Source organism: Mycoplasma sp. HU2014 (genome assembly GCF_001199495.1).
Classification (GTDB): domain Bacteria; phylum Bacillota_I; class Bacilli_A; order Mycoplasmatales; family Mycoplasmataceae; genus Mycoplasma.
Genome location: NZ_LFYS01000064.1, coordinates 24720 through 40956 on the forward strand (window position 1 = coordinate 24720; position 16237 = coordinate 40956).

16 protein-coding genes and 1 other annotated feature are annotated in these 16237 nt (G+C 27.2%); of the genes, 1 reads left to right on the forward strand and 15 read right to left on the reverse strand.

Features of this window, described 5'->3' with window-relative positions:
* Positions 1–8 precede the first annotated feature (8 nt).
* The 15 genes from rpoB to AB668_RS03970 all read right to left on the reverse strand — a co-directional run bounded on the left by rpoB (position 9) and on the right by AB668_RS03970 (position 15587).
* A complete protein-coding gene (gene rpoB / locus AB668_RS03900) occupies positions 9–3872 on the reverse strand; it encodes a DNA-directed RNA polymerase subunit beta (protein ID WP_050517709.1) in 3864 nt (1287 codons plus the stop codon).
* 21 nt (positions 3873–3893) lie between these two features.
* Positions 3894–5048 carry a hypothetical protein gene (locus AB668_RS03905; RefSeq protein ID WP_050517710.1) on the reverse strand — a complete coding sequence of 385 codons (1155 nt, stop codon included), beginning with the start codon at positions 5046–5048 and terminating at the stop codon, positions 3894–3896.
* A gap of 210 nt (positions 5049–5258) precedes the next feature.
* Positions 5259–5627, reverse strand: a complete 369-nt coding sequence (rplL, locus tag AB668_RS03910; RefSeq protein WP_050517711.1) for a 50S ribosomal protein L7/L12 — start codon at positions 5625–5627, stop codon at positions 5259–5261.
* Positions 5628–5694: 67 nt separating this feature from the next.
* Entirely contained in the window at positions 5695–6195 is a 501-nt protein-coding gene (gene rplJ / locus AB668_RS03915) for a 50S ribosomal protein L10 (RefSeq protein WP_004428127.1), read from the reverse strand.
* Between the two features lie 25 nt (positions 6196–6220).
* Positions 6221–6359, reverse strand: a sequence feature (ribosomal protein L10 leader region).
* Between the two features lie 79 nt (positions 6360–6438).
* A complete protein-coding gene (locus tag AB668_RS03920) occupies positions 6439–7221 on the reverse strand; it encodes a hypothetical protein (protein WP_050517712.1) in 783 nt (260 codons plus the stop codon).
* Positions 7222–7248: 27 nt separating this feature from the next.
* Positions 7249–8046, reverse strand: coding sequence for a folate family ECF transporter S component (locus AB668_RS03925; protein ID WP_235443346.1), 798 nt, complete (start codon positions 8044–8046; stop codon positions 7249–7251).
* Between the two features lie 103 nt (positions 8047–8149).
* On the reverse strand, positions 8150–8830 hold the full coding sequence (rplA, locus tag AB668_RS03930; protein ID WP_050517713.1) for a 50S ribosomal protein L1: 681 nt from the start codon (positions 8828–8830) through the stop codon (positions 8150–8152).
* A complete protein-coding gene (gene rplK / locus AB668_RS03935) occupies positions 8830–9258 on the reverse strand; it encodes a 50S ribosomal protein L11 (protein ID WP_050517714.1) in 429 nt (142 codons plus the stop codon). The genes rplA and rplK overlap by 1 nt, the downstream gene beginning before the upstream one ends.
* Positions 9259–9903: 645 nt before the next feature.
* Complete coding sequence (nusG, locus tag AB668_RS03940; RefSeq protein ID WP_050517715.1) at positions 9904–10530, reverse strand: transcription termination/antitermination protein NusG; 627 nt, start codon at positions 10528–10530, stop codon at positions 9904–9906.
* Positions 10531–10551: 21 nt separating this feature from the next.
* Entirely contained in the window at positions 10552–10887 is a 336-nt protein-coding gene (secE, locus tag AB668_RS03945) for a preprotein translocase subunit SecE (protein WP_050517716.1), read from the reverse strand.
* On the reverse strand, positions 10887–11048 hold the full coding sequence (gene rpmG / locus AB668_RS03950) for a 50S ribosomal protein L33 (protein WP_004428362.1): 162 nt from the start codon (positions 11046–11048) through the stop codon (positions 10887–10889). Before rpmG ends, secE begins: the two co-directional genes overlap by 1 nt.
* A gap of 61 nt (positions 11049–11109) precedes the next feature.
* Positions 11110–11847, reverse strand: a complete 738-nt coding sequence (rlmB, locus tag AB668_RS03955) for a 23S rRNA (guanosine(2251)-2'-O)-methyltransferase RlmB (protein WP_050517717.1) — start codon at positions 11845–11847, stop codon at positions 11110–11112.
* Between the two features lie 3 nt (positions 11848–11850).
* Positions 11851–13173, reverse strand: coding sequence for a cysteine--tRNA ligase (gene cysS / locus AB668_RS03960; RefSeq protein ID WP_050517718.1), 1323 nt, complete (start codon positions 13171–13173; stop codon positions 11851–11853).
* Between the two features lie 23 nt (positions 13174–13196).
* Complete coding sequence (locus tag AB668_RS03965) at positions 13197–14147, reverse strand: ECF transporter S component (RefSeq protein WP_082160333.1); 951 nt, start codon at positions 14145–14147, stop codon at positions 13197–13199.
* A 120-nt stretch (positions 14148–14267) separates the two neighbouring features.
* The gene (locus AB668_RS03970; protein WP_050517719.1) at positions 14268–15587 is read right to left on the reverse strand and encodes a hypothetical protein; all 1320 of its coding nucleotides are present in this window, start codon (positions 15585–15587) and stop codon (positions 14268–14270) included.
* A gap of 167 nt (positions 15588–15754) precedes the next feature.
* On the opposite strand from AB668_RS03970, the gene AB668_RS03975 reads away from it, so the two are divergent.
* Positions 15755–16237, forward strand: a 483-nt coding sequence (locus AB668_RS03975) for a hypothetical protein (protein ID WP_152908059.1), incomplete at its 3' end; no start/stop codon positions are given.

The following is a 16237-nucleotide window of genomic DNA, read 5'->3' on the forward strand; positions in this document are numbered from 1 at the left end:
TCCCCCTATTATTCTTCGTCTTCTTCATTAAATCCAAATGATTCTAAGATATCTTTTTCATCAATGTAAGTTAAATCTTCTAATTCGTTTTCAACGTCTTGATTATCAATTGATAAGTTTTCTACTTCTAAACTTTCATCATCAAATAATTTTGATAATTGTTCTTCTTCTTCATATGCATTAATTGATAATTTATCACCTTGTTCATCAATCATGTACATATTGAATCCTAACCCCATAATTTCTTTTGAAAGAACGTTGAATGATTCTGGAATTCCTGGTTCAGGAACACGTCTTGATCTAACAATAGCTTCATAAGTTTTTGAACGACCTTTAATATCATCTGATTTAATTGTTAGAATTTCACGTAATGTGTGAGCTGCTCCATAAGCTTCTAGAGCTCAAACTTCCATTTCTCCGAAACGTTGTCCCCCGTTTTGAGCTTTTCCACCTAAAGGTTGTTGAGTAATTAATGAGTATGGTCCTACGTTACGTGCGTGAATTTTATCATCAACCATGTGTGATAGTTTTAGCATGTACATTACACCAACTGCAATTGGTTTATCAATAGCTTCACCAGTTTTACCATCAATTAAAGTAACTTTTCCATAATTTGTCATTCCAGCTTCAGCCATTATTTCATCTAATTCTTTCTCATTTAATCCTTCAAATACTGGAGTAATTATTTTTTCGTTTATTTTTTTAGCAGCCATTCCTAAGTGGATTTCTAGAATTTGACCAATGTTCATACGTGAAGGAACCCCTTGTGGGTTTAACATAATGTCAACTGGTGTTCCGTCTTCTAAGTGAGGCATATCTTCAACTGGTAGAATTCTTGAAATAATACCTTTGTTTCCATGACGTCCTGACATTTTGTCACCTTCTTGGATTTTACGTTTTTGAACGATGTAAACTTTAATTACTTCTACAATATCTGCTGGTAAATCAATTCCATCTGGGTTTGATGATGATTTAGCTTTAAAACGTTTAATTGATTGAACAATACCTTCTCCACCGTTTGGAACTCTTAATGAGTTGTCTTTTACGTTTCTTGATTTTTCACCAAAGATTGCATGTAATAATTTATCTTCTGGTGATAATTGAACTTGACCTTTTGGAGTAACTTTACCAACTAAAATATCTCCAACTTTAACTTCAGTTCCGATAGCTACAATTCCTTCGCTATCTAAGTGTTTTTTAGCTTGTTCGCTTACGTTTGGAACTTCACGAGTAACTTCTTCTAGTCCTTGTTTTGTATTTCTTACTTCGATTGTGTACTCATCAATATGAATTGAAGTGAATCTATCATCCATTACAACTCTTTCACTCATAACGATCGCATCTTCGAAGTTGTATCCATTATAAGTTGAAAAGGCAACCACAACGTTTTGACCGATAGCTAATTCACCTTGATCCATTGATGGACCATCAGCAATAATTTCACCTTTTTTAACTACATCTCCTTTTTTAACAATCGGAGCTTGAGTTAATGAAGTACCATTATTTGATCTTTCAAAATCAGATAATGTATAAGTTTTAATTCCTGATTGTCCTTGGATTGAGATCATTTTTGAGTCAACGTATTTAACGATTCCGTCTTCTTTAGCAACAACTGCTTCTCCTGAGTCACGTGCTGCTTCAAATTCAATACCAGTTCCAACAAATGGAGATTCTGGTCTAATTAACGGAACAGCTTGACGTTGCATGTTTGCTCCCATCAATGCACGGTTGGCATCGTCGTTTTCTAAGAAAGGAATTGCTGAAGTTGCAACAGAAACGATTTGTTTTGGTGAGACATCGATATAATCAATTTCATCAACTCTAGCCATGTAGTCATCACCATTAAAACGTGAAACTACAATTTCGTCTAAAATTTTTCCATTTTCATCTTGTTTAACATTTGATTGAGCAATAATGAATTTTCTTTCTTTGTCAGCTGTTAAGTATTCAACTTGATCATTTTGAATAACACCGTTAATAACTTTTCTATATGGAGTTGTAATAAATCCGTATCCGTCAACTCTTGCATAAGTTGATAAGTTGTTAATCAATCCAATGTTTGGTCCTTCTGGAGTTTCAATAGGACAAATTCTTCCATAGTGAGATGGGTGAACGTCACGAACTTCTAATCCAGCTCTATCTCTTGATAACCCACCAGGTCCTAAAGCTGTTAATCTACGTTTGTTAGTTAATTCTGATAATGGGTTAATTTGATCCATGAATTGTGATAATTGTGATAAGTTAAAGAACTCTCCAATGATCGATGTTAAAGGTTTAGCATTAATGATTGTTGAAGTTTTAACTTTGTACAAATCACTTGTAGCTAATTTTTCTTTAACGTTTTTATCAATACGGTTTAATCCCATTCTAAATTGGTTTTGTAATAATTCTCCAACTGTTCTAACACGTCTGTTTCCTAAGTTATCGATATCATCAATTTCACCAATGTTGTGTTTTAAGTTTAATAAGTATGAAATTGTTGAAATAATATCTGGAACTGTAACAAATTCTTCAACACTATTTTTAGTTATTCCAACTAAAGTAGTTACTTCATTTTTTAGATCATTATCTTTATAAACTTTAAGTTTTTGAACTTTTCTACTTCCATTAATTTCATCTAAATAATTAACATTAAATGACATTACATCAGCATCTAAAATATCTGAAATTTCTTTAATGTTTGATTTGTTAACTTCAGTATCTTTTTTAACTAAAATGTTGTTGTTAGCATCAAGAATATCTTCAGCTATAATTTTTCCAAAAATTCTATTTTTAATAGCTAATTTTTGTTGTAATTTAAATCTTCCAGCTTTTGTTAAATCATATTTACGTTTATCGAATAAAATACCATTAATAAATTTAGAAGCACCTTCACTAGTTGCTGTTTCACCTTGTCTAATTTTTTTATAAATTTCTTGTACTTGGTGTGCTCAATCAACTTGTTGATCTCCAAAACTTGTATCTTGATGTAAAGTTTCATTTATAACAGCATCATTATCAAAAATTTCTAATATTTGTTTTGAATTAATTCCTAATGCTGTTAAAAGAGAAGTTGCAGTAGTTTTTCTTGATTTATCAATTTTTACATATAAAGGGTTGATTGCATCTACTCCAGTTTTTTTAGAATCTGTTTCAAATTCTAATCAAGTACCACGGCTTGGAATAATATCTCCAGAATAAATCATTTCTCCAGTTTTTCTGTTTAATTCTTTGTTAAAGTAAGCACCTGGAGATCTAACTAATTGAGAAACGATAACTTTTTGTGAACCATTAATAATAAATGTACCTGCTTCAGTCATTAATGGGAAATCACCTAAGAATACTTCTCCTGATTTATAGATTGAAACGTTTGCAATTAATGATGATGGTTTGTTTTCAATGATATCAATTTGGGTTAGATCTGGTTTTTCAGCTTTTTTAATAGTTACTTCGAAAAAGTATGAATCTCCAGCACTTTGTTTGAATGCTACTTGACTGCTATCTGTTCTGTTTTTTAATCATATAGTTAATGATTTTTTGATATCTTTTTCATCAAAACCTTCAAAATCTTTTTCAATTTCTTCAGTTCTGTTAACAGATAATTTTAAGTTTGCATAAATTGGTGCATCATAAATTTTTGATTCTTCTTTAGCTTTTCTTACACTAATTCTTGGTTCTTTGAACCCTCAATTTTCTAATGTTAAAACACTAGTTCCATCCATTGATAAAATAGGGAAAAACTCATCTAAAACTTCTTGAATACCTTGTTGTTTAAATCAGTTAAATGTTTCAGTTTGCACTTCAATTAAGTTTGGTAGAGATAAATTACCAGAAACTTTAGAATAGTTACGTCTTTTAACTCCACGGTTGATTTGTTGAATTTTGTAAGCCATTGTATAGTCCTTTCTCATTTGCTATTTGACTAAGAATCTAGCCTTTTCTAGATCTTTGTCATAAAAACTATATTTAATAGTTTGATTACCTATTTTTTGAATAACATTTTTATTAATCAGTTTGTCTAATATTTTTTTTAGTTCTTGATCACTAAGCAATTTAATTTTGTTTACTGTCAATAAATTTTTAATACTACTTAATGATAGATTTTCTGTTTTTTGAAGCATTAACACAAGTAAGATAAATGTCTGATCATCTTCAAAAATTCACATTCTCTTTTTTCTATCTTTTAATATCCATTTATAAATGTGTGAAGCATGATAATAAAAATTTATATTCTCAATATAGCAATGCTTAATCGTATTTAAAGTTTGATTAACATTTAATTCTTCATTAATTAAATTATTTATATTATCATTAAAGTTATTTCAATTTTTGGCGATTTGATATAGAGGAATAACTATTTTTTTACTTTCATTTCTTTGGAATGAAAATCATTGTGTAAATAAAGTTGAAAATGTTAAATTATAACTTTTAAAAGGTGATATAAGCATTAGCATAATAAATAAAATATATGCTTGTGTATAACCAGATAACATCTTGCTATCCATATCTTTTAAATAATCAAATAATGCATTAAACTCACTATCAATATCATTTGCAGATAATGAGTTTTCTACAATTGTCTTATCAGTTGGCGAACGATAGTAATTAGCTTTAATATCTAGATCGAAGTCTAAATTTTGCAATAAGATGTGAACAAACATCTCAAAGTTATTTTCATCTAATACTATTTTGGGCATTTTTATAAATTCGTATGCATAAATGGTGTTGTAAATAAGATTTTCAATTTCTGTTTCAGGTCTTTTTCCTTTTTTAATATTTTTAAAAGTATAAAGAACTTCAAAGAAAGAATAATTTATTTTTTTTTCTAAAAATAAAAGTAGACAAAACTCAAAATCAAACAACTTTTCTTCGACTACCGGTTCAACAAATTCATCATAAAACGCTTTTGTGTAATCATACAAAAATCGATCTCGATCAACTTGGTTGACTAGATCATATGATAATTTATTTCTTGTTGATATTGGTATTGTTGTTTTGACTGTGCTATTTTTTAATCTTTTTAGTATGTTGTTTAATGACTTTGTTTTTAAAAAGTAATCAAAACGCATTTATACATCCTCTTATAATCGCCAAATAATAAGATAGAGAATAGCAGAAGCTCTTAACGACTAAACTATACTCGATTTAAATAATTCTAAATGTTTTTTATCAAAAAGTCAATAGAGTTTACTATTTAGATTGAATAAAATTAACCCTTAAGAAATTTAAAAAAGAGTTACAAAAGTAACTCTTTTAAATGTTAATTATTACAATAGAAATTATTTAATGTCTACTGAAGCTCCAGCTTCAACTAATTTAGCTTTCATTTCTTCAGCTTCTTCTGGTTTAATGTTTTCTTTAATTACAACTGGCATTGTTCCATCAACCATTTTTTTGGCGTCCATTAATCCAACTCCAGTTAATTCTTTAACAACTTTAATAACTGCAACTTTTTGTTGTCCTGCAGATGTTAAAAGAACTGAAACTTCACTTGGAGCTGCATTTCCTGCTTCAGGAGCAGCTGCTGCAGCAACACCTACTGATGCAACAACACCGAAGTGGTCTTCGATTGATTTAACTAAATCGTTTAATTCGTTTAATTTCATTTCTTCTAATGCTTTAATAATATCTTCTTTAGTAATAGCCATGATTTTTCTCTCCTTTATAAACTAATTTAATTGATTGCTATCAATACACAAATTTTTTTAAATTCTATTAATTGCTTTTAGTTTCAGCAACTGCGTTGATTGCTGCCATAACTTTTCGTAATGGGTATAGTAAACTTGAAGCAAACATTGAGTATAGTTCTTCTTTTGAAGGTAAAGAAGCAACTTCATTGATTCCGGCTGTATCAACAACTTTTCCTTCGTAGATACCAGCTTTTAATTTAAGATTTTCATTTTTCTTAGCAAATTTTGCTACTAATTTAGCAGCACTGATGCTATCTTCGTTTGAAAATATAAATACGTTTTGTTGAGTTAAAAATGGACTTAAGTCAGTTAATCCTAATTCTTCAACAGCTCTTCTAACAAGAGAATCTTTATAAACTTTAACATCAATATTTTGTTTTAAAGCTTCTAATCTTAATTCTGTCATGTCAGCAACTGTTAAGTATTTATATTCAGCAACAGCAACACCTTGTGCGTTTTGAATTTTTGAAACAATTTCAGAAACTATTTCAGCTTTTTTAGCATGATTAGGTCTTGAGTTTGACATCTAAATTCCTCCTTTGTTCTATAATTAACTTTAATAAAAACCTCGGTTAGTAACTAATAAACTAAACCGAGGACAAAACAAAAAAATGTTTTTTAAAAAGAATTCCTCGGTAACATTATTAAGGTTATACCCGTTACTGTCTTCGGTATTAATAGCCTTATTAATAGTATCACATAGTATGCAAAACTACAATATAAACTTAAAATTTGTGTAAATTAAAAACCAAGTATTTTTACTTTAAAACTAATTATTTTGTTTTTTATGTTTATATTTTCTAATAAGTGGTAAAGTAAGACTACCTAATATTCAAGCTGAAGCAAGGGATATTATAACTATGAATATTGGATCAGTACCTTTATCTTCAATTGGTTTTGGTTCTACTTTTATTATATTAAATTGAACTGTAACCTCTCCTTTATAATTGTCCACTTTTTCTTTTGCTTTTATTGTTGCAACAAGTGTTTTGGCTATACCTTTTTCGTTATTTTGAACAGTATACTTATCCATTATGATTTGATCTGCAATTAAATTAGTAGTAGTTTTATTGTTTGCAATATTTATTGCGTTCAAAACATCATTTTTAGTAATTGTAGGTGGTAGTTTTAATGTTTCATACCTAACCTTTTGTATTATCTTAATAAGTTCATCTAATTTGAATTTAGCTTTTGGATTAACTTTGAAAGTAACTTCAATTGATCCAGTGTATTCTTTGCTGTCTTGTTTTGCTTTAATTTCAGCTTTTGTTTCGTTTATTTTTTTTACAACTAATTGTTTAATATCTAAATTTTGATTATTTTTTCTATTAATTGCTGTAACTACATCTTGATCAGAACATTTAAGAATGTCACCTATATTTTTTTCTGCAACTAAATTATTTAAATCTTTTTTTTCTATTTTATTTTCTGATTTTAAAACAATATGATTTGTGTGTGTCTTTATTTGTTTGTTTTTGTTTAATAAACTAGGAGTTAAAGTTGTTGATAATAGTAAAGTTGAAATAGTTAAAATACTTAAAAATTTCTTCATAATTAATTTTTACTTTCTGAATAATTGTTATGATGCTTTTTGTCTATTTTCAACTTTTACTACATTTTCAACTTTATTTTTTTCTCATTTATCTGATAAGAATTTTGGTGCTCCTTTTCTTGTGCATCATAATTGGTGCTCTATTTTTGGATTGTCTCTTAAAACAATTCAAGATATTTCAAAACAAGTTATTACTAATGCTGAATAAGATACTCATTCAATAGGAACAAGTATAGCTCTTTGAATCATCTTAGCAACAATTAAACCTTGTTTAGTTCCTGTTGCTCCTCCATATGAAGCAAATGATAATGGGGTAATAACTAGCAAATGTAATGCAACTGAAGTTAACATAAATGCAGCAATACTTAAAATAAAGTATAGTTTTTTATGTTGTTTTGGTAAAAATACTAATGCACCTAAAAATCCATACGTAACCTTAATTAATGTAAATCCAAAGTGTGGAACTCCTCCTGAAGTTAATAATCCAGTAAGATCACTTAATAAACCTGCCAAAGGTCCAGCTAATGGTCCTAAAAGCATTCCACATAAAAATAATAAGAAATTACCTAATTGGATTTTAAAACCAAATACTTTTGAGTATCCAATCACGTTAGTTGCAATAATACAAAGCGCAATTAATACTCCTAGTAAAGATATAACTTGAATTGTTATTTTACGTCAAAAATGACGATCTAAAAGATATCCAATAACAAAAAATGAAATAATAAATAAAATCGCTACTGCGTTTGCAGAAAAGAACGTAAGTTTGTCTGCTATTTTAGGATCTTGTCCTGCTAATAATGCTAATGAAATGAAATTAATCAATCTACCCTTCTATAATTTTTTTGAGAATAAATCACTCAAAAATTATTATAATGATATTTTTTAATAAAAAAAGATCTCTTTAAAAGAGATCTAATATTTGCAATTATAATTGAATTTTAATTCCTGGCCCCATTGTTGTTGAAACACTTACGTTAATAATGTAATCACCTTTAACAGTTTGAGGTTTAACTCTTCTGATTTCATCAACAACAGTTTTGAAGTTTTCTTCTAATTTATTAACATTGAATGATGATTTTCCGATAATTAAATGAACATTTCCTTCTTTGTCAGCACGGTATTCAACTTTACCTTTTTTAATTTCATCAATTGCTTTTGCAACATCCATAGTAACTGTTCCAGTTTTTGGGTTTGGCATTAATCCTTTTGGACCTAAAATTTTTCCGATTACTCCTAATTTTGCCATCATTTCTGGAGTAGCAACAATAACATCAAAATCAAATCAGTTTTCGTTTTTAATTTTGTTAATTAAGTCTTCTCCACCAACGATATCTGCTCCAGCTTGTTCTGCTTCTTTAACTTTAGTATTTGTTAAAACTAAAATTCTTTGGCTTTTTCCTGTTCCTGCAGGTAAAACTATGGCACCACGAATTTGTTGATCAGCTTTTCTTGGGTCAATGTTTAAGTTAAATGAAACTTCAACAGTTGAATCAAATTTAGTTGTTGAAGTATCTTTAGCTAATTGTAAAGCGTCTTGTACAGGATATAATTTGTGTTTTTCAACTTTAGCTAAAGCTTCTTTGAATCTTTTACTTATTTTAGCCATTATTTAATATCCTCCATGCCTGTAACTTTGATTCCCATGTTTTTAGCTGTTCCTGCGATTTGTTTCATAGCTGCTTCAATAGTGTTTGCATTTAAATCAGGCATTTTGTATTCAGCAATTTTTCTAACATCTTCTGCTGAAATTGTTGCAACTGTTTGAGTTCTTGCGTTGCTTGCGCCTTTATCGATTTTAGCCGCTTTTTTTAACATAGCTGCAGCTGGTGTAGTTTTTAAAACAAAGTTAAATGATTTATCATCATAAGCTGTAATAACAACAGGAACAACATCTCCTGCTCTATCTTTAGTAGCATCGTTAAATTGTCTTGTAAATTCAGGCATGTTGATACCTAATGAAGCTAATTCTGCTCCTGGTTTTGCTTGCATAGCCATGAATTCTAATTTAGCTATACGTGTGATTTTTTTAGCCACGGGTTTTTCCTCCTTATATATTTAAGGTCGTTTTTTACTCGCTGTGGTCCGTATGAGTTATTTTAAAATAAGCAAACTCTCCCACAATAAAAATCGCCTACACATTATTATATAACAAATTTTTATAAATAAAAGAAGTTATTTTACTCTATTCTGGAATATTTATAGAATACATTACGATAAAGGAGATAAGATAAATTGTAAAGATTCAACTGTTAAGACATTTTTAGAGTCGTTAGAGGGTATTAAGACAAAAATTGACAAGTTAAACAGGAAATTGTTAAAAGTTTTAGCTATCTAGAAGACTAACGAGATCAAAACGAAAGAACAAACACAATAAAATCACTAATGATAGATGTTGAATTTGATAAAATTTTGAACTCTATAAGATTTAAATAACAATTAAAAAGTTGTTGCACTTTTTAATTTAGCACAACAACTGTAAAACTCGGGTTATATAACAAATTTTTATAAATAAAAGAAGTTATTTTACTCTATTGCAAATTTAGTTATCTATATATTAAAAATAAAAAGCATTTTTGTTTTTATGCTTAAGTGGGAAAGGTTTAGGTGACACTTAGTTATTTTTATGCTTAAGTGGGAAATATAGAAAATAAAAAGCATTTTTAAATGCTTTTAAAATTATTAATATTCTTTAATTGGTTCAACATTTTTAAATGAAATTTCTAAAACTGTTCATCTACCAAACATTTCGATAGTAACAAATGCAACACCTTTTGAATAGTCCATATCTTTGACTTTTCCTTCTTCACCTTCATGAAGACCGGTTTTAATTCTAACAACATCTCCAATTTTAAAGTCAGCTGTAAATAAAGGTTTTTTAGCAACTGCTTCATTTTTTACTACATTAGTTGCTTCTTCTTTTTCAACAACTGTATCTGGTAATAACATTTTTAAAGTTTCTTCAGTTGTTAAAGGAGAAGGTTTAGCTCCACGTCCACTTGAACCGATAAATCCAGTTACTCCTGGAGTATTTCTAATTAAGAATCAAGCTCTTTCGCTCATAATCATATTTATAAAAATATAACCAGGGAATTTATTTTTTTCAGTTTCTTTTCCAGATTTTGTTGTTACTAATCTTTTTGAGATTTTAATGTGAAATATTTCATCTTCAATATTTGCAGATTTAATTTTTTGTAACAAATCAGCTGAAACTTTTTCTTCATGACCTGTTTGACAACTAATTACAAATCATTGGCCTTTAGCAGTTAATATTTCATCTTCTAATTTTCTTATTTCTTCATTTGTCATAATCTATTATCCTTACCCTTATTAAAATACTTTAATCAATTGAAATAATTGTTGAATACCTAAATCTAAGTTATAAAATATAACCGCAAAAATAAGCATAAATAAAATAACAATTATAAACTTTTTACTTAAACTATCAGATCCTGATCATCTAATTTTAGAAATTTCTTTAACCATTTTTATTGGAAACTCTTTAAACATTAATTTAATGTTTCTAGGTTCTTTTTCTTTTTTAACTTTTAATTTCTTTTTAGTTTTTTTTGAAATTTTAATTTTAGAATTTGAAATAGTAGAAGTTGGTTTATCAGTTTCAACTACGTTAGTCTGAAGATCGGTTTTATTTAAATCTTTTTCCATTATCTTGTTTCCTTATGTAGTGTATGTCTAGTGCAATTTGCACAATATTTTTTAAGTTGTAATCTTTCTTTTTGAGTTAATGTAGACTTATTAACTTGATAATTTCTATTTAAACATTCTTCACAAACTAATGTTATTTTTCTTTTAACTTGTTTAGACATAATTACTTCTCCCTACTTTTTCATTCATATATATTATATATAATAATGTTAATTAAACAACTTAAGATAATTTTTCTAGCTTATTTGCTATCTCATAACAGATAATAGAACTAGCAACACTAGCGTTAAATGAATCAATTGTTTTATTAGAAGGTATATAAATATTTACATCACTATTCTTAGTAACTAAATTACTTACACCTTTTTGTTCATTACCAATTACTAAAACTGTTTTATTAGCAAAATTTACTTTTCTCATATCAACTGAATCACTATTTAAGTTTGTTGAATAGACTCAGAAATTATTATCTTTTAATTGACTAATAGCATTACTTAAATTGTTAACTTTAGAAATTTTAATATCATAAGCTGTTCCGCTACTTGTTTTTACAACTGTTGGATTAACTTGAACTTGTTTTCTATCTAAAATAACAATTCCGTCAACTCCAAGTAAAACCGCACTTCTAATAATTGCACCAAAGTTATATGAATCATGAATTTGATCTAACATTAAAATAAATGATTTTTCTTGTTGATTTACAAAATCTAATAACTCAGAAAAAGGAGTATAATTAAACTCTTTAATTTCTGCTACAATACCTTGATGATTAACATGCTCATTAAACATTTTTTCTAATTTTTGATCAGTTGATTTAATTATTTGAATTTTACTTTTATTTAAATCAAAAGACTTTAAATAAGCTAAATCTTTTGTTCAAATAGTTTTAACCATGCTTTCGTGTTTTTTTAAAAACTCTAAAACTACATGTCTACCGTATATTAAATTTTTCTTTTCCATTGATTAAAGGGTTCCTTTTTTAACTAGCTGTTCTCTTAATTGATCTGCACTAGTGAAATCTTTTTGTTTAACTTTTTCTTTTCATTTTACATATAATTGTTTATCGTCATCACTAATTTGATAATTAAATATATCTTTTGTAAATCCTAGGGTATTTAAAATATGAATTAGTGAACCAACTAAAATTTCAATTTCTTGATTTGAACTAATATTTTTATTTATATCTTTTATGATTGATTCAATTAAAGATAATACCATAGCTGTATTTAAATCGTCTTGCATATATTGGTTAAATTTATCAACATACTCTGATTGATTTACAACATCAACTTCTTTATCCATAACAACTGATCAATCAATAATTTTTTTAGAAAGATTTTTTAATTTATCTAAGAATTTATTAGCTTGATGAATTATATCTTTATTTATATTTAACGGTAAACGATAGTGTGAAGATAAAAAGATTCATCTTAAAGTATTAGGGTTATGTTCTTTTACAAAGTCTTTAACTAGAATAACATTTCGTAATGATTTAGACATTTTTTCATCTTCAATTTGTAAATGTCCGTTATGCATTCAAATATTTGCAAGTTCTTTATTTCTTGATGCTATAAATTGTATTCTTTCATTTTCATGATGAGGGAATTTTAAATCAATTCCACCAGCGTGTATATCAATTGTTTGATTATCAAAAAACTCATCAATTAATAAAACACACTCAGTATGTCAACCAGGACGACCTAATCCAAATGGTGATTCTCATCTAACACCAACATCAGTTTTTTTTCATAAAGTAAAATCTAATGGGTTTTTCTTTTTAGAATCAATTTCTACTCTCTCACCAGCGATCAATTCATTAAGTTTGAATCCTGAAAGTTTAGAGTATTGTTGTTCATATTTACTAATATCAAAATAAACATCACCATCAACAACATAAGCTGAACTGTTGTCAACTAATTGTTTAATAAAATCAATCATTCCATTCATTTTTAAACTAATAGGAATTAAAGTATCTGGATGATTAACATTTAAAGAAGTTAAATCATCTAAATATGCTTTAGTGTATCTTTCTGATAATTCTTTTTCTGTTGTGCTCTCTTCTAAAGCTTTAGCAATTATTTTGTCATCTACATCAGTTACATTTTGTAAAAAGTTAACTTTATAATTTAAACTCTTTAAAAAACGCACAAAAATATCCATTAATATAGATGGTCTTGCGTTTCCTATATGAATTAAATTGTAAACTGTAGGTCCACAACAATAAAGAGTAATTTCTTTTTTATCTAATTCTTTTACTTGTTTTGATAATGAATCATAAATTTTCATAAAATACCTACTCTCTATTATTTCTATCTTACTTTAATTAACGGTCTTAAAACTACATATACAGTAGTTAAAATAGTTGTGTTAAATAATAATTTTACAGGTGCTTGAATCATTCTCAGAACAACCATTGTGATATAAGTATTTTCAGCTCCATTACTTCCATCATGTATTTGACCAGGAGTTAATATTTGATAATCTGCTCAAGCAGCAGATAAAACAGTTACTAGAATCTCAGTGATTATACATAGAAGTATAATAGGTAAAATAATATTTAATCATCGATTTTTCTTTTTAATTTCTAAGATAAATGTTACTAAATAGATTAGAGTTAATGTTCCACCCATCATACCTAAGAATAAGTTTGGAAATACAGCAGGATTTACTTTAATACCAAAAATTCTAGTATTATCTGGATTTAAATTTTGCATTCCCTTCATGATTCAAAACATAAATCCAGCTGATAAAACTATAAACATAGTAATTAAACTTAAAGTAAATCATTTATTTTTTAATCTAAATGAATATGCTGTCATTCCTGCTCAGAAACCAAACGAGAAAGCTACAATTAAATAACCGATATGTATATATGAAGGTACAAACATTACTGTTAAAGCTTCGGTAACTATACCTACTATTAATCCAATAATCGGACCAAATATCATACCCGTGATTTTGATCATAACCCCTTCAAAAGCAATCCTTATTGGAGGAAGAACTGTAATAGGGATCGTTAATGAAATAACAGTTGTTATAGAAACTGAAACAGCAACCATCATAGATATATATGTTATTTTTTTAGTATTAAATTTTATCTTTTCATTGTATACAAAACCATTTTTATAGTTTCTTATAAATCTTTTGGAAAATTGAAAAATAAAGTAGATGAAAATAGCAGACACTGTAACAATTAGTGAAAAATATGCTAAATTATGTGATTTAAGCAAAAGTTCTCTAAAACCATTTAATGCTTCCATTCTCATCACCACCTTACTATATATCTATTATATTTATATCTTAAAAGTGTGGAATATATAAATTACCACACTTTAACGTTTAATTCATACCTTTATTATATTAAATAAAATAATGTTGTACTATTTTTTTGATTCTGACTTTGAAATTTCTAGTTCAATATCTTTAAATGATGCAAAATTTTCAGAATAATCTTTAGCATCTGAAAATCTATAACCAACAAAACTTCATCCAAAACTATTTGTATCAATAGTTGATTTATTATCTGCTGCATTAGCATTATTAAAAGTTGGAATAAACATTTTGTATAAGTTTTTGAAATCTACATTAAATACAAAATCTTTTTTCTCGTTTTTACTATCTAAATAGTTGTATGTTAATTGAAGTTTTAAACTATCTGATTCTTCGCTATTTAAATAGTAAAAATCATATTCTGAAGTATGTTTTAAAGATTTTTTATCTTCAGATAAGTTTCAGTTATATTTAAATTTATCTTTTTGATTTTCTACAGCAAGATTAATTTTTTCTTTAGCTTTTTTTGGAGTTAAATCTTTTGATGAATATTCTAATTTTGGAGTTAAACTTTCAGTAACCATACCTTTATTTCCAATAATAGATGAACCATATGGATCTTTTGAACGGTTAGTTCCAAAAACAAATTCATTTACTTCATTTTTGTTTTCTGAGTTATATGTAAGATCTCCTAAAATTTTATCTTTCACTTCTGTTAATTTTACTTCTTCACCCTGTTCAGTTGGTTGTTTACTTTTATCAATTTCAAATGTTGAAAAATTTGAACTTGATGATTTTATGTCTGAAACTAATTTAATAGATGAATACATATTATCATTTGAAGAATTAACAATTTGATTTAAGTTTGAAACAAATTCTTCATCTCATTTTTCAACTTTTTCTCAGTCTTTTTTAATTGATTCAGATCAATTTTTAACTTTATCTTGATTTGCTTGTCCAAATTTTTTAAGTTCTAATAAACCCTTAATTGAAGAAATATGAGTTTTAGTTTCATCCATTAGTTTATAGAATTCTTCTTGAGTTTTAGTTTCATTATTTGCATTTGATCATTGACCTAAAATATTAGTCTTTTCATCTTTACCTCTAAAAATTTTGTATGCATCATCTGCATCTCTTTTTTGAATAATATTAGCGTTTAGTAAGTTTAAAACTCTTGTAACTAAATTTGCATAACCAGTAGCATCTAAAGAAAGTTGAAGATCTTTTTGTCATTCTTCTTTGTTATCTGAAAATTTAACTTCTTTTGGAACATATTTCTTTTGATCTTTATTTCAAATCATTTTATTAATAGTTATGTCTTCATTATATGTTCTTTTAACTTCTACTTCATTTTTACCACACGAAACAACAGTTAGACCAGGTATTATTGCTAATGTTGTTGACATCATAAGTGTTAATATTTTTTTCACTTTTCTTCATCTCCCAAACGTATAAATACTATCTAATTATAACAAATTATCAAAGTATTATTCAAATCATTTTGTTTAAAAACCCACGTCTGGAATATCAAACAAAATGATACCTTACCAATTATATGTTTTGGATCCAAAACATATAATTGGTAAAGGAGGTTAGAATGTTTACTATTTTAGACAATAAGTCATATGCAGAAATTAAAAAATGTATATTAGATATCTTTGCAAAGGATCCTAAAAGATCATGTTTATCAATAGCAAAGCAATTTAATAAATCTGTTTCTACTATAAAAAGATATAAGAAAGAATATCTTGATTTTATAAATACCGGAAAGGAGATAATACTTTCTCATAAAAATGTAAATAACAAGAATGCGCAAAAATATAGTGATGAAACAATATACAACTTGGGTGAAGTTTATCAAGGAGAAATGAAAATAACAGGAGGAGAGAACAATAACAGTAGTTGTTCATTTTTGACGTTGAAAAATTATCATAGTTGTTTAAAAGAAAAATTTGGTTATAAGATTTCATATTCTAATTTAGATAAAAGATTAATAAAACAGGGTTTTGCTAGTGCATACTGTAAGAGAAAAACTAGAAAAGAAATAAAAAAAAATAAGAAAACAAAATGAAGAAAGCAA